The sequence below is a fragment of the Curtobacterium sp. 1310 genome (genome assembly GCF_017834105.1).
Classification (GTDB): Bacteria; Actinomycetota; Actinomycetes; order Actinomycetales; family Microbacteriaceae; genus Curtobacterium.
The window spans coordinates 96,385-118,266 of the sequence record NZ_JAFICY010000001.1; the positions used below are offsets into that span (position 1 = coordinate 96,385).

Consider the following 21,882-nt stretch of genomic DNA (forward strand, 5'->3'; position numbering starts at 1 on the left):
GCCGGGTCAGAAGTCGAACAGGTTCGCCCGCAGGCCGCCGTCGCCGTACTCTCGGCGCAGCAGCCCCCGGCGGCGCAGTGCGGGCACGAGGTCGCCCGTCAGCCGGTACACCTGCGCCGGGTGCAGGTCGCCGGACAGGATGAACCCGTCGTTGTCCGCGTCCGCCCCGAGCTCCTCCACGAAGTCCGCGAACTCCTCGGCCGTCCCGACGAACCCCTCGCGCGCGCTGATCCGCCCGAGCCGGGCCTTCCGGGTCAGGAGTTCCCGGAGGGGCGCGTCCGGCGTGTCCCCGACCAGCCCACGGACCGTGCCCGCGGACACGTGGTCGCCGAAGGTCCCGTCCGGGATCGGTGCGTCCAGGTCGAGGGCGAGCAGATCCGTCTCGGAGTCGCTCGACCACGCGACGGCGGCGGCCCGGAGATCGGCATCCGACGGGTGTCGTGACGCGGCGACGACCCGCTCGGCGTCCTCGACCGAGGGCACCAGGACCGGCTTGAGCACGAACAGCACCCGCAGGTCGTCCGCGCTGCGCCCGGCGTCGGCCGCGGCGGTCAGCACCCGGGACCGGTACGCACGGACCGCCTCGGCCGTCAACGGTGCGAGTGCGAGCTGCACGTCCGAGTGCGTCCCGGCGAACCCGAGCCCGCGTCCGGATCCGCCGGGGGAGACCACGACCGGGTCAGCGTCGAGCGGGAGCGCGTTGAGCGGGCCGTCGGCGGTGAAGTACGCGCCCTCGTGGTGGAACGCGTCGAGTGCGTCGCCGTCGGCGAAGTGCCAGTCCGTCGGGTCCCCGACGTAGCCGTCGCTCCACGAGTGCCAGAGCCGTCGGAGCAGCGTGATCCACTCCTCGGCGCGGTCGTACGCGGCGTCGTGCGGGAGCGGTGCCGCACCGACGTGCCGGGCGCTGCCGGTGTCGGTCACGACGTTCAGCCCGAAGCGGTCCGAGGACAGGTGCGCGAGTGTCGCGGCCTGCCGCGCGGCGAGGTACGGCGGTGTGATGCCGGCGTTCACCGTCGGTGCGATGCCGATGTGCTGCGTCACCGCGAACAGGTACGGCGCGAGCAGCAGCGGGTCGTGCTTCGGACCGCCGTACGCCTGCCGGATCCGCAGGTCGAGGGTCGCCGGACTGCCGAGGGAGATCGCGTCCTCGGCGATCACGAGGTCCATCCCCGCCTGCTCGAGCGCCCGGACGGACTGCTGGTACAGGTCGGGCTTCGTCCAGTCGTGGCCCCAGTCCCAGTCGGACCGTCCCCAGGCCTGCGGGCCGAACCCCCGCGAGAAGAAGTACCCGAAGTGCTGCAGGTCGCCCACCGTCAGACCTCCTGCCCGACGAGGTGGGCCTGCGGGACGGCGCGTGCGAGGGCCGCGACCTCCGTGGCGGGGGCGGGGCGGGCCTCCCGGCCGTCGCCGTCCCGTCCGGTGGCCGCACGGACCGCCGCCAGGCCGCGCTCCACGTCGGCGAGCAGGTCGGTGACGTCCTCGATGCCGACGGACAGCCGGACCAGGCCGTCGCCGATGCCGAGCTCGGCCCGCTCGGCCGCGGTGCGGCCGGCGTGCGTGGTGGTCGCGGGGTGCAGCACGAGCGAGCGCACGTCACCCAGGTGGGTCATCCGACTGATGAGCTGCACCGCGTCGATGAAGGCGCGGGCGGCCGGCTCGCCACCGGCGAGCGTGAAGGCGAAGACCGAGCCGGCCCCACGGGGCAGGTAGCGCTGGGCGAGGTCGTGGTACGGACTGGAGGCGAGCCCCGCGTGGTCGACGCTCGTCACCTCCGGCTGGCGCTCCAGGAAGGACGCGACGGCCAGCGCGTTCGCGACGTGGCGCTCGACGCGGAGCGACAGCGTCTCGATGCCCTGACGCAGCAGGAAGGCGTTGAAGGGCGACGGCGTCGGACCGATCCGTGACGCGACGACGTCACGCGCGTACACCGCGAAGGCCCGGCTGCCGTGGCGCTCGACGTAGCTCTGCCCGCCGAGGGCGCGGTCCGGCGTCGTGAGGTGGGAGAAGCGTTCCGGCGTGCGGCCCCAGTCGAAGGTCCCGCCGTCGACGACGAGCCCGCCGAGGCCGGCACCGTGCCCGGAGAGGAACTTCGACGCGGAGTGCACCACGACGTCGGCGCCGTGCTCGACCGGGCGCACCAGGTACGGCGTCGCCAGGGTGTTGTCCACGACGAGCGGTACACCCGCCCGGTGTGCGGTGTCGGCGACCCCGGCGATGTCGAGGACGTCGTTCTTCGGGTTGGGGATCGTCTCGGCGAAGAAGAGCTTCGTGTTCGGTCGGACCGCGCGGGCCCACGCGTCGAGGTCGCGCTGGTCCGCGACGAAGTCGACCTCGATGCCGAGGCGCGCCAGGTTCTGCAGGAGCAGGCCCTTCGTGCCCTCGTAGATGCTCCGGGCGCTCACGACGTGGTCGCCCGCCTGCAGGAGCCCGAGGAGCGCCACCGTCACCGCCGCCTGGCCGCTGCCGACGAGGATCGCCTCGGCGCTCCGTTCGAGCAGTGCGACGCGGCGCTCGACGTCGGCGTTCGTCGGGTTGCCCAGCCGTGTGTAGGTGTACCCGTCGTCGGCACCGGCGAAGCGCTCGCGGGCCTGCTCGAAGTCGTCGAAGAGGAAGCCCGAGGTCATGTGGATCGCGGGGACCCGCGCTCCGTGTGCGGTGTCGGGCAGGAACCCGCCGTGCACCTGCTCGGTGGCGAAGCCGTGGCCGTCGTTCGACATGGGGTCCTCCTGGCGTGTCCGTCGTGCGGGTACTCTCGCAGGCCGGACGGGCCGGTGGGGCATTGCGGCGTCGGGTTACGGGCCGGCGGTGCCACCCCGAGCGGGAGCGGCCGTGCTCACGTCTGCGTCTGTGTCTGTGTCTGTGTCTGTGTCTGCTCCGGCGAGCAGTGCGGCGAGGCGTCGGGGGAGTCCCGGGGCGGTCGGATCCGGGAGCCTGTCGACCGGGAACCACCGGACGTCCTCGCTCTCGTGGCTCACCGTCGTCCGGGTGGATGGGTCCGCCGTGGCGACGAAGCCGACGTCCCAGTGCGCCGCGCAGGAGAAGCCGCCGTGCAGGTCGTGGCGGTCCAGGTCGGCCACGACGCCGTCGTCGAGCTCGAGACCGACGATGCCGGACTCCTCGCGGGCCTCGCGCCGAGCCGCCCCGGCCAGGTCGGCGTCCTGCGGCTCGAGGTGTCCGCCGAACTGCACCCAGAACCGGCCCTTGCGGTGCAGGCAGAGCAGGACGCGGGACCGGTCGGGCGAGAACACGAAGCACGACGCCGTCAGGTGCTCCGTGCCGAGGGACCGGTCGAGTGCAGCGTCCCCGGTGCTGCGGACGAACCCGACGAACCGCTCGCGGTCGGGCGACGGCGCGTCGGTGAGCGCGGCGAGGGCATCGGCGGGGCGCATCCGACGATCGTGGCACGGCGGACGGGTACGTGTACGCGACGAGACGCGTGTCGATCGACGCGTGGGACGTCGGTTCGTGCGCCGGCATCGTGTGCGTGTGCATCGTTCGACATCGCACCGGTCGATCGACGCGTGCGATGTCGCAGGAGCGCGGCCGGGCTGCCGACGCCGGCCCGCCGACACCTCGGGCCCGGGTCAGAACAGTGCGCGCACCCCGGCGGCGACGGTGTCCCACGTGGCGAGGAGCGGCTCCCGGGCGAGCCACACCGCCACACCGTTCACCGCCACGAAGAACACGAACCACAGCACGGCCGGCACCCGCATCTCGGCGGCGGCGATGTGGAAGTCCGTCTGCACCCGGGCGCCGGTCAGCAGCCAGCGGGCGACGTGCACGAGGGACCGCAGACCGTCCACCACGAACGCGGTGCCGACCGCGGCGACGACGAGCACGGTGGCCTCCGACGGCCGGACCGCCACCCACAGCGCGAGCGCGTCGAAGCCGAGCACGACGAGCAGGCCGAACCAGTTCCGCACGAACGCCAGGGCCACCAGGCCGACGACGGCGAGCACCACCACGGGGAGCCACCGCGACCCCTGGAGCACCCCGGAGACGAGCAGCACCCCGGCCCAGAGCGGCGCGCTGTACCCGGCGAAGAGGTTGAGGACCCGGACCAGCCAGCGGATCGCCGCCGGCACGCGCCCGAGTCGGACCCAGGCCTCGCCGGAGCCGTCGGCGTGCAGGTCGATCCGGTCGATGCGTCCGCCGAACGGCACCACGACGACGCAGTGGCCGACCTCGTGCACGATGGTGGCCGCGATCCGGGCGACCCGGCCGACCAGGGGCACGACGGGCAGGACGGCGCCGACCAGGACGGCGACGAACACGAGGGGCGGGGCTGCTGCGGTCAAGACGCCAGGATGGCAGCACCCACCCAGAGGACGCTGACCGCGCGGGCCGTCGGGTCAGTGGACGGCGTCCACGACGACGAGCACCACCACGACGACCGTCGCGACGACCGCGAGGCCGGTCAGGACGACGAGGAACACCGTCACCCGGTTGCGCTGCACGTGCCTGGCTACTCGACCGTCACCGACCTCGCGGCGGCGCGGGGCTTGTCCACCGCGCAACCGAGCTGCAGCGCGAGTTCACGCGCCAGCATCTGCAGGGGCACGACCGCCTCGACCGGACCCCAGGGTGCGAGCGACCGTCCCCAGGCCAGGCCGGTGGCCTCCGCGCGGTCGGCGATCGCCGGTACGTCGGAGCCCGCACCGCCGATCGTGACGACGAGGCCGCCGCGGGCCCGGACCTCGGCGACGGCGGAGGCGATGCGCGGGTCCCCGTGGTCGACCACCACGACCGGGGTGCCGTCGTCGACGAGCGCGAGCGGACCGTGCTTGAGCTCACCGACGGGGCAGGACCGTGCCCACCGGTAGGCGAGCTCCTCCACCTTCAGCGCACCCTCGGCTGCGTAGGGCAGCCCGGGCCCGAGGCCGACGAACAGGAACCCGGGCGCGTCCCGGACCGTCGCGGCCAGGAGCGGGATGCGCTCGGCTGCGACCGCGGCGGCGGCCGCCATCCGCTCGGGCAGTCCGGAGAGCTCGTCGACCAGGGCTGCGGCGCGGGTCGGCTCGAGCCGGCCCGAGGCGACCAGTGCCGACAGGACCGCGGTCACGCCGACGACCACCTGCGCCGTGAAGGTCTTCGTCGCGGCGAGCCCGACCTCGGGGCCGGTGTGGCAGGCGAGCACCGCGTCGGCTCGGCGGGCGAGGGACGAGTGCACGTCGTCCGTCAGCGCCAGGACCGGGTACCGGTCGTCGAGCCGGTCGAGCGCCCGGAGGACGTCCGCGGTCTCCCCGGACTGGCTGATGGCGACGACGAGGGTGCCGCGACCGAGGACGGCGTGGTCCACCTCGCTCGCGACGACGATGTCGGTGGGCACGCCGCCGAGGGTGCGCGCGGTGCCGGCGACGACCTGGCCGGCGTGCAGCGACGTCCCGCAGGCCACCACGGCGAGCCGATCGAACGCCGGCAGCCCGAGCCCCGTCCAGGTGCTGCCGTCCGCCGTGCGCTGCCGGACGCGCTCGAGCAGGTCGGCGACGACCCGGGGCTGTTCGGCGATCTCCTTGGCCGTGTGGTCCGGGTGGTCGCCGAGGTCGACGTCGAGCGCGGTCGTGGCGAACGGGGACGGGGTGGGGAAGGGCACGGGCACGGCGATGCCCTCCGACGACCAGCTCCACGCCTCGCCGAGCTCGACGACGTCGCCGTCCCGGAGCGGCACGAAGGTCTCGCACCACCGGGCGATGGTGCCGACGTCGCTCGCGACGAAGTCACCCCGTGCCGAGCGTGCGACGACGAGGGGCGACCGGTTCGCGGCGGCGACCATGCGGCCGTCCCGGGCGTCGAGCACGACGATCGCCCAGGAGCCCCGCAGTTGCGCGGTCGCGATCTGCACCGCGAGCACGAGGTCGGGATCGACGCGGAGTGCACGCTCGACCAGGTGCCCGATGACCTCGGAGTCGACCTCGGACCGGAACACGTGCCCCTGCTGCTCGAGCGTCGCCCGCAACCGTCCCGCGTTCTCGACGGTCCCGTTGTGCACGACGCTGATCCGGCCGGAGCAGTCGGCGTGCGGGTGCGCGTTCTCCTCGCGCACCGTCCCGCAGGTCGCCCAGCGGGTGTGCCCGATGCCGAGCCCGGTCGAGGCGTCCTCTGCCGGTACTGCGGCCGCCCGTGCAGCGAGGTCCGCCCGCAGGTCCGCGACGCGGGACACCGACCGGACCGTGGCGATCCGACCGGCGGCGGTCCGCACCGCGACGCCGACGGAGTCGTACCCCCGGTACTCCAGCCGTTCGAGACCGTCGAGCAGGAAGGGGGTCACGTCGTCGCTGACGCGCGCCGCGATGATGCCGCACATACGGTGTCCGTTCGGGTGGTGGACCGGCCCGGTGCCGGGGAGCGGCACCGACCGCCGCCGGGTCTGCCGCGGGTCCGGGTCCGTCGCCCGGCCGATCCACCCGCGGATCAGGCGGGGGCGGACCGGGAGGGTCGGCGGTTCGGGTACCGGACGGTCGTGATCCGCGGACGGGCCCTTCCGGGAAGGGCACGACGGTCGGTGCACCACGAGCCTCGCCCGGCGGGTCCGCCGGGACAACACCGCGCAGCGGCTCTTGCGGTTCACCGCGCGAGCGGTGCGACCCGACGTGTCGTCGGTGCGGACTCCCGCAAGCCGGCTCGCGGTCCGACGTCGGGCGTGACGGACGGGAGGCCCGGTACCAGCTGGTACCGGGCCTCCCGTCCGTCGAGCGGTCGCCCTGCGTCCGCGGGTCGCGCGATCAGGTGAGCAGCGCGACGAGGTGCGAGCGCGAGCGCGCACCGACCTTCCGGTAGATCTGCGTCAGGCGCAGCTCCACGGTGCGCTGGGACATGAACAGCGACGAGGCGATCTCGCGGTTGCGGTAGCCCTCGGTCACCTTCTGCACCACGGCGCGCTCCTCCGCGGTCAGCTGGGTGAGCACCACCGACGCGTCCGGGGCGCTCCGCGGTGACCCGGGGACCGGGGCGGACAGCACCGGTCCGGACCGCAGCGACGTCGGCACGCCGAAGGCCGGCATGACCGCCGTCGGCGCGGGCGTCGCCAGCGGTCGTCGCAGACCGGCCGCCTCGTACGCGGCCGCGGCGGCGGCGCCGAGGCGGGGCCGCTCGGCGTCCGTGCCCACCGCCGTCAGGGCGGCGAAGGTGCGAGCGCGCTCGTACTGCGAGTCGTGCGGCTGGAACAGCTCGAGGGCTCGACGACGCGCCGACTCACGGGTGGCGTCGTCGGCGACGAGCGCCAGGCTGCGGGCCAGCACGAGCGCGCCCCAGCGGGACGGCCGGGCGTGGTGGTCGGCCGCGAGCCGGGCCGTCGCGTTCCGGGCGTCGTCGATCCGGCCGAGGCGCACGTAGCCCTCGACCAGGTCGCCGAGGTGCCGCAGCACGGTCGGGTTGCGCAGCGACCGGCCGACGGCGTCCGCCGCCTCGAGGGCGGTCACCGCCTCGTCGACACGACCGTCGAGCAGCAGCACACGCCCGCGGAGTGCGTGCAGCCGGGCCGTGGTGCCCCAGAGCAGCACCGTGGAGCGGAGCGCCAGGCACCGGTCCACCACCTCGAGCGCCTCGAGCGAACGACCCTCGGCGAAGTGGCGCCACGCGACCGCGACCGCCCGCGACGGCTCGCGGAGCCGTTGCGCGGACAGGGCGCTCCCGGCCTCCCAGGCGTCGATCGCGCGGAGGGCCTGCCGGAAGTTGCCGGAGCGCAGCTCGTTCTCGGCGGACAGGTAGCGGGCTCCCTCGACCCACACGGCCTCGGTGTCCTGCCCGCGGGCGACGACGAGCGCGAAGACGCGACGTGCGCTCCGGTACCGCTCGGCGAGGCTCAGCGCGTGTGCCACGAGCAGGAGTGCCGGTTCGGACATCGCCATCAGCCGCGCCGTCGAGAGTCCGTCGTAGAGCTCCGTGTCGGCGGGCAGCGAACCGTCGAGCGCAGCGACGAGGCACTGCACGGCGCCGGCGATCTCCGCGGTGTGCGGGGTGATCACCGGACCGAGCTGCTCGACCCGGGCGAGCAGGTCGCGGGCCTGCTCGAGGTCCCACGTCTCCGCCCGGAAGCTCGCGACCATCGCCAGGAGCCCGGCGGTCGCGGGGGCTTCGGGTGCCTCCGCGTCCACGGGCACGAGGAGCTCGTCCGCGTGCACGGTCTCGCCGCGCAGGTACTGCACGGAGTACAGGACCCGCAGGCGCCGGACCTCGTCCGACCCGCGCCGGAACGGGCGCATCGCGGTGAGGTAGCGCGCGGCGAGCCCGAGCTGACGCTGTGCGAACAGCGCCTCGGTGACGGCGAGCAGTGCCGTCCGCTCGTCCTCACCGCCCGAGCCGACGTGCAGGGCACGCTCGGCCAGGGCGACCGCGGCGTGCGGTGCCCCGTCGGCGACGTAGCCCGCGGCGGCGTCGAGCAGCGCGACCACGTCGGGGACGTCGTCGACGAAGCTCCGGTGCCACGCGGCGGCGCGCTCGTCCGCCTCGGCGCTCGCCACGGCGAGCTCACGGTGCAGCGTGCGCCGGGTGCGTGCGGACATCCGCCAGTACAGCGCCGACCGCAGCAGCGGGTCGCGGACCGTGACGGTCTGGCCGCGCACGACGACGAGCCCGGCGTCGGCGAGGTCGTCGACGGCGTCGCGGTCCCATCCGGTCGTCCTGGCGACCGGCACGAGGGACAGCCGGGCGAGGACGTCCAGACCACGTCCCGCGTCGTCGGTGTCGGTGTCGGTGTCGGCGGCACCCTCGACCACGTCGAGGGTCAGCGCCGCGATGGCCTCGGTCGTGGCGGTCGGGCGCAACGGCAGCACGAGCGGCTCGGTGCCGGTCAGCTGGGCGGTCGAGAGCATGTCGAACTGCTCGCGGAGCGCACCGGGGTTGCCGCCCGTCGCATCGGCGAGGATCGCGAGGACGCCGTCGTTCGCGCCCTCCGGTGCCATCGACCGGGCCAGCGCGAGGGACACGTCGGCGGCCAGCGGCTCGAGCCGCAGCACGGGGAGGGCCGTGAGCGGCCCGTCCGACGGCACGGTCCGGACCGTTGCGACCAGGCGCAGTGCCGTGCCGGCGAGCCGACCCGCCAGGAACGCGATGAGCTCCTGGCTCTCGCGGTCCATCCGGTCGAGGTCGTCGATCAGGACGACCGTCGGCGGCAGGGTCAGGGTCTGCACGGCCTCGAGGAAGTCGTGCGCGGCGGCGAGCCCGCTCGTCGCGCCACCGGCCTGCAGCAGGTGCGCGATGTGGGCGGTCGCCCGCGGATCGTCGAGTGCGGTGAACAGGGAGGTCACGCCGGCCAGGGGCCAGCGGGACTCGCTCCCGTTGACACCGACCCGCACGACGGGGAGGGAGACGCGGTCAGCGACCGCGTCGAGGACGCTGCTGCGCCCGGAACCAGGGTCGCCGACGACGACCATCGCGGACTCACGAGGGAGTACAGCGAGGGTCGCGATCCGGTCGACCTCGAGACGGCGACCGGTGAGTGCCATGACTCACCGGCCTCCGGGTCCGGGGACGGAGACTGCGGTGGGCGTCCGGTCGGCAGCGCGGCGGGAGACCACGGCGACGGACGGGATCCGGTCGGCGTCACGGGCAGGGACCGTGGCGACGGACGGACGCGAGGCGGCGAAGGAGCGCACACCAGGGCTGTCGGTGAGATGACGCGGACGACGAGTGAGGGTGCACTCGGTTCCGCCTGGGAACGATGAAGTCATCGTCTGGACCACCCCTCGGGTCAGGGTTTTCGGACGAGTAATGGACGACGGACCCGACACGGTCCGGGTCTAGGGAACCCGGTGCGTCCGATCAGTCGTGAGCACGATAACCCGCCCATCGGACGCCACCGAAGTGCTCGTCAGCAGAGTGTCCGACTCGCCTGGCCCCAGTCCGGGGGGTCCCTGCCCCCGTCCGGGGGTCCGGCACCGTCGGCGGGGCCGCGCGCAGGGGACAAGCGGGGTACACCGCGGCGCAGCGCCCGCCCTGCCCCGGTGCCGCCCCTGTCGGGACGACCAGGGGCTACGGACGCCGGATGACGTCCACGACGGCGTCGTGCACGTGCCCGTTCGTGGCGAGGGCGCTGCCGTGCCACGGGCCCGGGTCGCCGTCGAGCGAGGTGAAGCGGCCGCCCGCCTCCTCGACGATCGGCACGAGGGCCGCGATGTCCCACGGCTTGAGGTCGGGTTCGCCCGCGACGTCGAGGACCCCCTCGGCGACGAGCATGTACGACCACATGTCGCCGTACGCCCGGGTGCGCCAGACCTTGCGGGACAGGGTGACGAGGGCGTCGAGCCGGTCGTCCTCGTCCCACTGCTGGATGCTGTTGTAGCTGAGGCTCGCCTCGGACAGCGCCGTGACGCCGGAGACCCGCAGGGGTCCGTCGGTCGAGTGCGCGCCGAGCCCCTCCGCGGCCCACCAGCGCTTGCCGAGCGCCGGGGCGCTGACGACGCCGAGCACCGGGCGGCCGTCGACGGCGAGGGCGATGAGGGTCGCCCAGACCGGCACTCCCCGCAGGTAGTTCGCGGTGCCGTCGATCGGGTCGACCACCCACTGCCGGTGCCCCTCGCTCAGGGCATCGGCGCCGGTGTCCGCCGTCGTCTCCTCGCCCAGGAACGCGTCGTCCGGGCGCTCGGCCGCCAGGCGCTCGCGCAGGGCACGCTCGACCGCCTGGTCGGCGTCGGTGACGTGCGTGCTGTCGGCCTTCGTCGTGACGTGCAGGTCGGCGGCGCGGAACCGCTCGAGGCTGATCGCGTCGGCGGTGTCGGCGAGGGAGCGGGCGAAGTCCAGGTCGGCGCTGAGGTCCACGGAGGTCAGGCTAGCGCCCTAGGCCGCGACGACCTGCTCCTCCTCGTAGCGCGACACCGCGCGCTCGCGGGCGATGCGGGTCCGGTGTGCGGCGAGCCCGTGCACGAGGACACCGAGCAGCACCGCGACGACCAGCCACAGCACGAGCACGACCACCGACCGGGTCAGCGACGCTCCGGGGAAGTACACGAGGTCCTGCGCGGCGCCGAGCCAGGCCGCGCCGCTCCAGAACGTGTTGAGCGCCGCGAAGAAGCCGGGCTGGAACGACGGCTGGAAGATCCCGCCGGAGCTCGTGAAGTTGAGCATCACGAAGAGCATCGTCAGGATCGGGGTGGTCCACCGCCCGAGCAGCGGGTGCATCCCGACGCCGAGGGCGACGATGACGGCGTCGTAGAGCCACGCGAACAGGAAGACCTGCCAGCGGTGGTCCGGGATGACGCCGTACAGCGGTCCGGCGACCAGGACACCGATGCCGGCGACGACCCCGGCGGTGACGGCGCCGACGACGACCGTCCAGAGCGCGCGGAGCTTCGCGGCCGCCGCGGCGACGGCGATCGCCGAGGCGTACCCGCCGACGCTCAGGCCGACGAGCAGGAAGAAGAGTCCCTGGCCGGTCGGGTCCTCGTCACCGGTGGGCACGACGTCGTGCACGGTGAACGGCAGGTGCTGCTCGTACGCGATCGGCAGGAAGACCTTCTGGGCTGCGGTCGCGGTGGTCTCGCTCGCGGCCGTGGAGACGTAGAGCACGGCGCCGTCCGTCCCCGGGGCGTACACGGCGGCGAGGTCGCGGTCCCGGACCTGCCGTTCGGCCTCGGCCGGCGAGTCGACGACGTGCGCGACCAGCCGGCCGTCGGAGCCGTCGGTGACGGTCTGGGCGAACACCTGGGCCTCCGGGCCCTGGCCGACGATCCCGACCGGGAGCTCGTGCGGGGTCGGGGCGTGGAACGCGCCGAGGTAGGCGAGGCTCATCCCGACCGCCAGGAACAGCGGCACGAGGATGTGCGACCCGAAGGACCGCAGCGACCGTCCGAGGTGTTCGGGGTGCAGGACCGCCGCCATCGCCGCCGTGGGGCGGTCGGCTCGCGACGGGTGCTCCGCCGCGTGGTCACCGTGGTGGACCGGTTCGGGTCTGGCTGTGTTGTGTTCTGCAACTTCGGGCACGAGGGGCAACGGTACACCCGCGCCGCACGCGACGGTCACCACGCACGCGACGGTCCCCACGCGCGGGACGACCCCCGCCTCGGGTCAGTCCGCGCCGGGGTCGTCCGCACCCATGCCGGTGAGCAGGGCGCGGAAGGAGTCGAGCCGCTCGACGCCGGTCGCCCCGAGCTCCCCGTCGTGCACGCGGTCGACGATCTCCCAGTCGTGCGCCTGTGCGAGCGGGATGCCGTCGGCGGGCTCGCGCACCGGGACGGCGTGCGCCGCGAAGGCCCGGAAGACGTTCTCCGGCTGCACGTGCCCGAGCCCGAACGACCGGACGCCGGGGGTGTCGATGATCCACCCACCGTCACGGACGCGCAGCGCGATCGAGGACGACGAGGTGTGCCGCCCGCGACCGGTGACCGCGTTGACCACGCCGGTCGCGCGGGTCGAGCCGGTGATGGCGTTCACGAGCGTCGACTTGCCGACGCCGGAGTGCCCGACCGTGACGGTCACCGTGTCGTCGAGCACCTCGTGCAGGGCGTCGAACGGCACGTCGTCCGACCGGCTCGTGACGATCCGGAGGTCCAGGCAGGCGAAGTGCGCCAGGAACGGTGCCGGGTCGGCCAGGTCGGTCTTCGTGATGCAGAGCACCGGGTCCAGGCCGGCGTCGAACGCCGCGACGAGGTACCGGTCGATGAGTCGCGGCCGCGGCTCGGGGTCTGCCGCCGCGACGACGATCAGCATCTGGTCGGCGTTCGCGACGATCACGCGCTCGACCTCGTCGCTGTCGTCCGCGCTCCGTCGGAGCAGGGTCGACCGCTCGGCGACCTTGACGATCCGCGCGAGCGAACCGGCGTCGCCCGAGACGTCCCCGGCGAGCGACACGCGGTCGCCGGTCACGACCGACTTCTTGCCGAGCTCCCGGGCCTTCGTCGCCGTGATCACCCGCTCGTCGTCCTGGCCGGCCGACACCAGCACGCCGAAGCGCCCGCGGTCGACGTTCGTCACCCAGCCGGTCGGGGCGTCGTCGTAGTTCGGACGGGTCTTCGTGCGGGGCCGGTTGCCCTTCGGGTTCGGCCGGATCCGCACCTTCGACTCGTACTGTCCGTACGGCTCGTCCTCGTCGGTGTCGTCCCCGTCGACGTCGTCCCACCAGCTCACGGCGTCACGCTCCCGTCCCGGTGGCCCGCAGCCTGGTCCGCACCGGTCGCCACCAGGTCCGCCCAGAGCTCGGGGAACTGCGGCAGCGTCTTCGCCGTGCAGCCGACGTCGTCGACGGCGACGCCGTCGACGACGAGACCGACGAGGGCGCCCGCGGTCGCCATCCGGTGGTCGTCGTACGCGGCCCAGCCACCGCCGTGGAGGCGGGCGGGCGTGATCCGCAGGCCGTCGTCGAGTTCCTGCACCGAGCCTCCCGACCGGTTCACGTCCGCCGCGAGCGCGGCGAGGCGGTCCGTCTCGTGGCCACGCAGGTGGCCGATCCCGGTGATCTCGCTCGGCCCGTCGGCCAGGGCCGACAGCGCGACGAGCGCCGGTGCGAGTTCGCCGCCGCGGGACAGGTCGAGCGTCACACCCGGCAGGGAGGCTCCACCCGCCACCCCGACACCGCCGTCGAAGACGAGGTCGTCGCCGTCCCGCGTGACGGTCGCGCCCCACAGGGGCAGGAGCGTCTCGAGGTCGGCACCGACCTGCGTCGTGTCGGTCGGCCAGGTGCGGATCCGGACCGTGCCGCCCGCGACGAGCGCAGCCGCCGCGAACGGCGCGGCGTTCGACAGGTCGGGCTCGATGACGACGTCGCGCGCCGCGATCGGGCCCGGGTGCACCACCCACTCGCCGACGGTCGGCTGGTCCACGCGGACACCGCGGGCACGGAGCGCCGCGACGGTCATGTCGATGTGCGGCAGGCTCGGCAGCCGCTCGCCGACGTGGGTGAGGTGCAGGCCCTCGTCGAAGCGGGGCGCCGAGAGCAGCAGCCCGGACACGAACTGCGACGATGCCGACGCGTCGATCTCGAGACGGCCGCCTCGGACCGCTCCGGTGCCGGTGAACGAGAACGGCATCGCGCCGTCGCCGTCGTCCGTCACGTCGACCCCGAGGTCGGCGAGGGCGCGGATGATCGCGCCCATCGGTCGCCTCCGCGCGTACGGGTCGCCGTCGACCGTCACGGGGCCGGTCGCCAGCGCGGCGAGCGGCGGCAGGAAGCGCATCACGGTGCCGGCCAGCCCGCAGTCGACGGCGACGTCGCCGTGCATCGGCGCGGGTGTGATCCGGAGGTCCGGCCCGTACGGGTTCGGAGCCGTGCCGTCCGCGGGGACGACCTCGTCGATCCCGACGCCGAGCTGCCGGAGCGCGGCGACCATCAGGGCGGAGTCGCGCGAGTGCAGGGGGAGCCGGATGGTCGAGGGGCCGTCGGCCAGCGCCGCGAGGACCAGCTCCCGGTTCGTCAGCGACTTCGAGCCGGGCAGGGCGACGTCGCCGCGCAGGGGTCCGCGGGCGAGGGGTGCGATCCAGGGATCGGGCTGCTGGGAATGCGTCGACTGGGCCATCGGTTCACCAGGGTACTGAACACCGCGGGAGGACCATTGGCGACAGCGACACTCGAACGGTCACGGACGGCACTGCCGACCGTGCGGACGACGATCGACGGCTCGCTCGGCGGGCTCGGCCTAGACTCGTCCGTGATGACGACCGACGAACCGCAGGCAGCACCGCACGACCTGGTCGAGGAGACCGAGGCGCAGCTCGACGCGGTGTCCGAGGAAGCGGACGCCCTCGAGCCCGAGGCCGAACCGGCGGACGAGAAGACCGTGTCCGAGGCCGAACTGCGCTCCCTGTTCGAGGACCAGGCGCTCCCGTTCATGGACCAGCTCTACGGCGCCGCGATGCGGATGACCCGCAACCCGGCCGACGCGTCGGACCTGGTGCAGGAGACCTTCGTCAAGGCGTACGCGGCGTTCCGGCAGTTCCGTCAGGGCACGAACCTCAAGGCGTGGCTCTACCGGATCCTCACGAACACGTTCATCAACACGTACCGCAAGAACCAGCGGAACCCGTACCAGGGCACGATCGACGAGCTCGAGGACTGGCAGCTCGGCGGCGCCGAGAGCGTCACGCAGTCCGTCTCAGCGCGTTCCGCCGAGGCCGACGCGATCGACCACCTGCCGTCCTCGGCCGTGAAGGACGCGCTCCAGTCGATCCCCGAGGACTTCCGGATGGCCGTGTACTTCGCGGACGTCGAGGGCTTCTCCTACCAGGAGATCGCCGACATCATGAAGACCCCCGTGGGGACGGTCATGAGCCGTCTCCACCGTGGACGCCGGCTCCTCCGCGGGCTCCTGGCGGACCACGCACGCGAGACCGGCATCGTCCCGGACGCAGCGTCGACGGCGACGATGCGCGGGCGGGGCCGGAAGACGACTGCGGCCGCTGGTCGCACCGACGGGAAGGACGCACGATGAGCGGCTGCGACTGCTCGAAGGCCAAGGCCGAGCTCGAGGAGTTCCTGCACGACGAGCTCTGCCGCGAGGACGCCGCGGACATCCGCGAGCACATGGAGTCCTGCGAGGACTGCACGAGCGAGCACCGCGTGGGCGTCGTCCTCATGGAGACGGTGAAGCGCGCCTGCGCCGAGACCGCGCCGGACCAGCTCCGGACCGAGATCCTCGCGCGCATCCGCGTGGAGCAGGCGACGCACTAGGCGCGACCGTCCGCGGTCGTCACACGTCGCCGGCGCTGGGTAGGGTCGCCCCATGACCCTCACCGCCGAGTCGATCACCACCTGGTCCGACACGGACGTCGCCGACGTCACCGCCCTCGTCCGTCTGCTCGGGCACGTCGTTGACGAGTCCGCGATGCGTGCACGGCTGGAACGGCTCGTGCCCGAGGCCGGACACCGCACGTGGCTGGTCCGTGGCGACGACGGCCGAGCGGTCGCCGTGGCGGGTGCGCAGGTCACGTGGTCGTACGCGAGCGACGAGCCCACCGCGCAGCTCCTGCTGCTGGTGGTCGACCCGTCGGCCCGGAGGCTCGGGACCGGTTCCGCGCTCATCGACACGTTCGAGACGTGGGCGAGTGAGCAGGGGGCGCACCGGCTGAGCGCCGTGTCGGCCGCCGCGACGGACAGCGCGCACCGGTTCTACCAGAAGCGCGGGTACCACGAGGCCGGGGTCCGCTACACGAAGCTGAAGTAGCGTCGGGCAGCCCCTGGCGCTGCACGTCGGTGCTGCTGCGTGCCGCGTGCGGCCGCCGCTGCTGTTGCCGCCGTCGGTGCGTCTGCGTGCCCGGGAGATGCGCGCCCTGACGAACGATGCGCCCCGTCTCCACGGGGCGCATCGTTCGTCAGGGGGCGCGGCGGATCAGCCGAGTGCCTTGCGGACGACGTCGGCGGCCTCACCCGCGGAACGCTTCGACGAGCCCGTCGCCGGTGCGGCACTCGCCGGGCGCGAGGCCACGGAGAGCGGACGGCCGTCGAGGTGCGGGGACAGGTTCATGCACACGAACGGCCAGGCGCCCTGGTTCTCCGGCTCCTCCTGGGCCCAGACGACCTCGGCCTGCGGGTAGCCCGCGAGCACCCGGAGCAGCTCGTCGAGGGGGAGCGGCGCGAGCTGCTCCAACCGGACGAGGGCGACGTCGGTCGCGCCGGACTTGTCGAGCTCGGCGCGGAGGTCGTGGTGCACCTTGCCGGAGTGCAGCACGACGCGGCGCACCGTGGCCCTGTCGGTCACGCGGTCGTCGTCGAGCACCTCGTGGAAGGAGCCGTTCGTGAAGGCCTCGACCGGGCTCGTCGCCTGGCGGAGGCGGAGCATGGCCTTCGGCGTGAAGACGACGAGCGGCTTCTGCGGGCGCTCCCACGCCTGGCGACGGAGCAGGTGGAACCACGACGCCGGCGTCGAGGGACGCGCGACGATCATGTTGTCCTCGGCGCAGAGCTGCAGGTACCGCTCGATGCGCGCCGAGGAGTGGTCCGGCCCCTGACCCTCGTAGCCGTGGGGGAGCAGGAGCACCAGACCGGAGCGCTGTCCCCACTTCTGCTCGGCGGACGAGATGAACTCGTCGATGACGGTCTGCGCGCCGTTCGCGAAGTCGCCGAACTGCGCCTCCCACAGCACGAGGGCCTCGGGACGTTCGACCGAGTAGCCGTACTCGAACGCCATCGCCGCGTACTCGCTGAGCAGCGAGTCGTAGATGTACAGGCGGGCCTGGTCCTCGGCGACGTTGGCGAGCGGCAGCCACTCCTGCCCGTTCACCCGGTCGTGGAAGACCGCCTGGCGCTGCACGAAGGTGCCGCGTCGGGCGTCCTGGCCGGCGAGCCGGACGGGCTTGCCCTCGACCAGCACCGACCCGATCGCCATGAGTTCCGCCATCGCCCAGTCGATGCCGCCGGAGCGGGTCATCTCGGTGCGCTTCGTGAGGAGCTGCTGCAGCTTCGGGTGGATCGAGAAGCCGGCGGGCGGGTTGCTGTGCGCGTCGCCGATGGCCCGGACGAGTTCCTCGGAGATCGCCGTCTCGTGCACCTCGACCTCGGCGTCGTCACGCTGGGCCGTCGGACGCTCGAGACCGTCCACGGCGCCGTCGTCGTCCGTCGTGATGACGGGCATCGTGCCGGTCTGCGCCTCGTGGGTCTCGGCGAAGGCGCGCTCGAGGCGGTCCTGGAAGTCGCGGTGCGCCTCGTCGTACTCCTCCTGCGTGATGTCGCCGCGACCGACGAGGGCCTCGGTGTACAGGGTGCGGACGGAGCGCTTCGCCTCGATGAGGTTGTACATGAGCGGCTGGGTCATCGAGGGGTCGTCGCCCTCGTTGTGGCCGCGGCGGCGGTAGCAGACCAGGTCGATCACGACGTCGCGGTGGAACTCCTCGCGGTACGCGAAGGCGAGCTCGGCGACGCGGGCCACGGCCTCGGGGTCGTCCCCGTTGACGTGGAAGATCGGCGCCTGGATCGTCTTCGCCACGTCGGTGGAGTACACCGAGCTGCGCGCGGACTCCGGGGGCGTGGTGAACCCGACCTGGTTGTTGATGACGAGGTGCACCGTGCCACCCGTGCGGTAGCCGCGGAGCTGCGACATCTGCAGCGTCTCGACGACGACGCCCTGGCCGGCCATGGCCGCGTCGCCGTGCACGAGCACCGGCAGCACGCCGAAGGTGCCGGGCGGGGTGCGGTCCTGCTTGGCGCGCACGATGCCCTCGAGCACGCCGTCGACGGCCTCGAGGTGTGACGGGTTCGCGGCGATCGTGACGGGGATGCTCGAGCCGTCCGACGCGCGGAAGACGCCCTCGGTGCCGACGTGGTACTTCACGTCACCGGAGCCCTGACCGGACACGGAACCCGGGAGCGACGACCCCTCGAACTCGCGGAAGATCTGCCCGTAGGTCTTGCCGGCGATGTTCGTCAGCACGTTGAGGCGGCCGCGGTGGGCCATGCCGATGGCGACCTCGTCGAGGCCGGCGCCCGCCGCGTGCTGGATGAGGGTGTCGAGGAACGCGATGGTCGACTCGCCGCCCTCGAGCGAGAAGCGCTTCTGGCCGACGTACTTCGTCTGCAGGAAGGTCTCGAACGCCTCGGCCTCGTTGAGCTTGCCGAGGACACGGAGCTGCTCGTCCTTCGACGGCTTCGAGTACGGCACCTCGATGTGGCCCTGCACCCAGCGGCGCTGTTCCGGGTCCTGGATGTGCATGTACTCGACACCGACGGTGCGGCAGTAGGCGTCGCGCAGGATGCCGAGCACGTCGCGCAGGGGTGCCGTCGTGGTGCCGGCGAGGCCGCCCGTGACGAACTCGCGGTCGAGGTCCCAGAACGTCAGCCCGTGGTTCTCGAGCTCGAGGTCGGGGTGGGTGCGCTGCCGGTACTCGAGCGGGTCGATGTCGGCCATCAGGTGCCCGCGCACGCGGAAGCTGTTGATGAGCTCCTGCACGCGCGACGTCTTGTTGACGCGGTGGGCCAGGTCGACGTTGATGTCGTTCGCCCACTGGATGGGCTTGTAGGGGATGCGCAGCGCCGAGAAGATGCCCTCGTAGAACCCGTGCTCGCCGATGAGTCGCTCGTGCACCTTCTTGAGGTACTCGCCCGAGCCGGCGCCCTGGATGACCCGGTGGTCGTAGGTGCTCGTCAGCGTGATCGTCTTGCCGACGCCGAGCTCGACCAGGGTCTTCGTCGCGGAGCCCTGGAACTGCGCCGGGTACTCGAGCGCACCGGCGCCGATGATCGAGCCCTGGCCCTTCGTCAGGCGCGGGACCGAGTGCACGGTGCCGATGCCGCCCGGGTTGGTGAGCGAGATCGTCGTGCCCTGGAAGTCGGCCGGCGTGAGCTTGTTGTCGCGGGCGCGCTTGACGAGGTCCTCGTACGCGGCGAGGAACTGGCCGAAGGTGAGGGTCTCGGCGCGCTTGATGCTCGGGACGAGGAGCGAGCGGGTGCCGTCCTTCTTCGGGACGTCGATCGCGATGCCGAGGTTCACGTGCGCGGGCTCCACCACGAAGGGCTTGCCGTCGCGCTCCTCGTAGAACACGTTCTGGCTCGGGAAGTCCTTGAGCGCCTGCACCATCGCCCACCCGATCAGGTGAGTGAAGGAGATCTTGCCGCCCCGGGCCCGGCGAAGGTGGTTGTTGACGACGATGCGGTTGTCGATCATCAGCTTCGCCGGGATCGTCCGGACGCTGGTCGCGGTCGGGACCGTGAGCGAGGCGTCCATGTTCGAGGCCAGCGTCTTCGCCATGCCCCGGAGCGGGGTCGCCACGTCCTCGTGGGTCTCCTCGTGGTCGTCGGCCTCGTCGTTGGCCTCGGCCGGGATCGGCTGCGGGGTGGGCTGGCGCGAGGTCGTCTTCGCCTGGATCGGACCGGCGGGCTTCGCCTCGCCCGGGGCGTCACCCGTGGCGGGCTGCTGCGTGGTCGACTGCGACGAGGACTGCGCGGGGGCGGGTGCGCTGGGCGCCGAGCCGGCGGCGGAGTCGCCCCCGGTCTGCGAGCGGTGGTAGCTCTCGAGCACGGGCCACCACGACTTGTCGACGGACTCCTTGTCGGCGACGAACTGCTCGTAGAGCTCGTCGACCAGCCACTCGTTCGCCCCGAATTCGCCCGCGGTCTCGTCCGTACCCGTCAGATGGCTCGACACAGCCGATCGCCCACTCTCCGTCGATAGATGCTCGTGTGTGTCGTGCGGGGCAACCCTGCTCCGCACTGGCCGCCAGCCTAACCGTTCCGCGCCGACCGTTCGGTGACCGTCGGACGCGCGCCGCGCCTCCCGGCCGTGCTCGCGCGTGTCGGGACGGGGGCCGCCCACCGGACCGGTGGACCCGACGACGGGTGTCGCGCAGCAGGGGTCCCGCTCCGGCGTCGACGGTGCGCCGGGGAGACCTCCCGCACGCGCGTCCGCGCGGCTGCGGAGCCGTACAGTGGCACCCATGAGGTTCTACGAGACGCGGCCGACGCACGACCTGACCTACTCCGACGTCTTCCTCGTGCCGAGTCGGTCCGGGGTGACGAGCCGCTTCGACGTGGACCTCGCCACGAACGACGGCACGGGCGCCACGATCCCGATCGTCAGCGCGAACATGAACTCGGTGACCGGCCCGCGGCTCGCCGCGACCCTCGCCCGCCGCGGTGGGCTCGGTGTGCTGCCGCAGGACATGCACCTGCAGGACCTCGACGCCGCGATCCGCTGGGTCAAGGCGCAGCCGGTCGACTTCGACACCGCCTACGACATGCGCGCCGACACCACCGTCGCCGAGGCGCTCGAGCAGCTGCTGCCGGTGGCAGGTCGCGGGGTCGTGGTTCGCGACGGCGCGGGGGAGTACCTCGGCTGCGTGCCCGCCGCCCGGCTCGGCACCGCGGGTGCGGACGCGACGATCGGTGACCTGCTGCACGGACCCTCGACGGCCATCGACGCCGACGACGCCGGTACCCCGCGGCACGTGTACGACGTGCTCTCCGCCGCCGAGGTCGACTTCGCGCCCGTGGTCCGGCACGGCAGGGTCGTCGGCACCACGAGCCAGACCAGCGCGATCCGCTCCGACATCTACACGCCCGCCGTCGACGGGGACGGTCGCCTGCGGGTCGCCGCCGCGGTCGGCATCAACGGCGACGTCGCCGCGAAGGCGAAGGCCCTGGCCGCCGCCGGGGTCGACGTGCTCGTGCTCGACACCGCGCACGGCCACCAGGAGGGCATGCTCCGCGCGCTCCGCACGGTCTCGGCGCTGGGTCTCGGCCTGCCGATCGTCGCCGGCAACGTCGTCACCGCCGACGCCGTCGCGCACCTCGTCGACGCCGGTGCGACGATCATCAAGGTCGGCGTCGGACCGGGCGCGATGTGCACCACGCGCATGATGACGGCCGTCGGTCGCCCGCAGTTCTCCGCCGTGCTCGAGACCGCCGCGGCCGCCCGGTCGCTCGGCGCACACGTCTGGGCCGACGGCGGCGTCCGCTACCCGCGCGACGTGGCACTCGCGCTGGCCGCCGGAGCCTCCGCCGTCATGATCGGTTCGTGGTTCGCCGGCACGCTCGAGGCGCCGGGCGTGCTCCGTCGCGACGCCGCGGGCAAGGCCTACAAGGAGAGCTGGGGCATGGCGTCGGCGAAGGCCGTGCGGGAGCGCTTCGAGCGCCTCGACCCGTACGAGCGGGCCCGCAAGGCGCTCTTCGCCGAGGGCATCTCGTCGTCGACGATCTACCTCGACCCGGAGCGGCCGAGCGTCGAGGACCTGCTCGACATGATCACCACCGGCATCCGCAGCTCGGCGACGTACGCGGGCGCGTCCTCGTTGACCGAGTTCGCCGAGCGGGCGCTCGTCGGCATCCAGTCGGCCGCCGGCTACGAGGAGGGCAAGCCGCTCCCCGTGAGCTGGTAGCGGCGCGGGGCGCGGCCGTCGGCGGGCCGCCGTCGGCGCGAGACTCGGTTCCACGGACAGTTTCGCGGTCCCACCGCCCCGAACGTGTCCGCCTGGCCGAGTCTCGACCAGGACCGACAGACGGACGGGAGGCGCGGTGCCAGCTGGCACCGC

The 21,882-nt window shown here is 73.2% G+C and carries 15 protein-coding genes; 4 read left to right on the top strand and 11 right to left on the bottom strand.

What is annotated here, in order from left to right:
* Positions 1-6: 6 nt before the first annotated feature.
* From JOD95_RS00455 to aroA, 10 genes are all read right to left on the bottom strand, one after another.
* On the bottom strand, positions 7-1,311 hold the full coding sequence (locus JOD95_RS00455; protein WP_209682254.1) for an LLM class flavin-dependent oxidoreductase: 1,305 nt from the start codon (positions 1,309-1,311) through the stop codon (positions 7-9).
* Between the two features lie 2 nt (positions 1,312-1,313).
* Positions 1,314-2,717, bottom strand: a complete 1,404-nt coding sequence (locus tag JOD95_RS00460) for an O-acetylhomoserine aminocarboxypropyltransferase/cysteine synthase family protein (RefSeq protein WP_209682256.1) — start codon at positions 2,715-2,717, stop codon at positions 1,314-1,316.
* 75 nt (positions 2,718-2,792) lie between these two features.
* The gene (locus tag JOD95_RS00465) at positions 2,793-3,389 is read right to left on the bottom strand and encodes an NUDIX hydrolase (RefSeq protein ID WP_209682260.1); all 597 of its coding nucleotides are present in this window, start codon (positions 3,387-3,389) and stop codon (positions 2,793-2,795) included.
* A gap of 195 nt (positions 3,390-3,584) precedes the next feature.
* Positions 3,585-4,298: a M50 family metallopeptidase gene (locus JOD95_RS00470; protein ID WP_209682263.1), complete on the bottom strand. Its 714-nt coding sequence runs from the start codon at positions 4,296-4,298 to the stop codon at positions 3,585-3,587.
* A 167-nt stretch (positions 4,299-4,465) separates the two neighbouring features.
* Positions 4,466-6,304 carry a glutamine--fructose-6-phosphate transaminase (isomerizing) gene (gene glmS / locus JOD95_RS00475; protein WP_209682266.1) on the bottom strand — a complete coding sequence of 613 codons (1,839 nt, stop codon included), beginning with the start codon at positions 6,302-6,304 and terminating at the stop codon, positions 4,466-4,468.
* A 418-nt stretch (positions 6,305-6,722) separates the two neighbouring features.
* Entirely contained in the window at positions 6,723-9,443 is a 2,721-nt protein-coding gene (locus tag JOD95_RS00480; RefSeq protein WP_209682268.1) for a LuxR family transcriptional regulator, read from the bottom strand.
* A gap of 526 nt (positions 9,444-9,969) precedes the next feature.
* Positions 9,970-10,755, bottom strand: coding sequence for an inositol monophosphatase family protein (locus JOD95_RS00485; RefSeq protein WP_209682271.1), 786 nt, complete (start codon positions 10,753-10,755; stop codon positions 9,970-9,972).
* A gap of 18 nt (positions 10,756-10,773) precedes the next feature.
* Positions 10,774-11,916 carry a hypothetical protein gene (locus tag JOD95_RS00490; protein WP_209682273.1) on the bottom strand — a complete coding sequence of 381 codons (1,143 nt, stop codon included), beginning with the start codon at positions 11,914-11,916 and terminating at the stop codon, positions 10,774-10,776.
* A gap of 84 nt (positions 11,917-12,000) precedes the next feature.
* A complete protein-coding gene (gene rsgA / locus JOD95_RS00495) occupies positions 12,001-13,059 on the bottom strand; it encodes a ribosome small subunit-dependent GTPase A (RefSeq protein ID WP_209682276.1) in 1,059 nt (352 codons plus the stop codon).
* Positions 13,056-14,444 (bottom strand): 3-phosphoshikimate 1-carboxyvinyltransferase, encoded by a 1,389-nt coding sequence (aroA, locus tag JOD95_RS00500; protein ID WP_066654766.1) that lies wholly within the window; start codon positions 14,442-14,444, stop codon positions 13,056-13,058. The genes rsgA and aroA overlap by 4 nt, the downstream gene beginning before the upstream one ends.
* Before the next feature lie 135 nt (positions 14,445-14,579).
* On the opposite strand from aroA, the gene JOD95_RS00505 reads away from it, so the two are divergent.
* Genes JOD95_RS00505 through JOD95_RS00515 form a run of 3 tightly spaced genes read left to right on the top strand, consistent with a single transcriptional unit; the run spans position 14,580 to position 16,088 of the window.
* On the top strand, positions 14,580-15,356 hold the full coding sequence (locus tag JOD95_RS00505) for a sigma-70 family RNA polymerase sigma factor (protein WP_066658348.1): 777 nt from the start codon (positions 14,580-14,582) through the stop codon (positions 15,354-15,356).
* A complete protein-coding gene (locus tag JOD95_RS00510) occupies positions 15,353-15,595 on the top strand; it encodes a zf-HC2 domain-containing protein (protein ID WP_066654764.1) in 243 nt (80 codons plus the stop codon). Before JOD95_RS00505 ends, JOD95_RS00510 begins: the two co-directional genes overlap by 4 nt.
* 52 nt (positions 15,596-15,647) lie before the next feature.
* Positions 15,648-16,088: a GNAT family N-acetyltransferase gene (locus JOD95_RS00515; RefSeq protein WP_066654762.1), complete on the top strand. Its 441-nt coding sequence runs from the start codon at positions 15,648-15,650 to the stop codon at positions 16,086-16,088.
* Positions 16,089-16,253: 165 nt separating this feature from the next.
* On the opposite strand, the gene JOD95_RS00520 is transcribed toward JOD95_RS00515, so the two are convergent.
* Positions 16,254-20,000 carry a multifunctional oxoglutarate decarboxylase/oxoglutarate dehydrogenase thiamine pyrophosphate-binding subunit/dihydrolipoyllysine-residue succinyltransferase subunit gene (locus tag JOD95_RS00520; protein WP_209682279.1) on the bottom strand — a complete coding sequence of 1,249 codons (3,747 nt, stop codon included), beginning with the start codon at positions 19,998-20,000 and terminating at the stop codon, positions 16,254-16,256.
* A 289-nt stretch (positions 20,001-20,289) separates the two neighbouring features.
* On the opposite strand from JOD95_RS00520, the gene JOD95_RS00525 reads away from it, so the two are divergent.
* A complete protein-coding gene (locus JOD95_RS00525) occupies positions 20,290-21,729 on the top strand; it encodes a GuaB1 family IMP dehydrogenase-related protein (protein WP_209682282.1) in 1,440 nt (479 codons plus the stop codon).
* Positions 21,730-21,882: the final 153 nt, after the last annotated feature.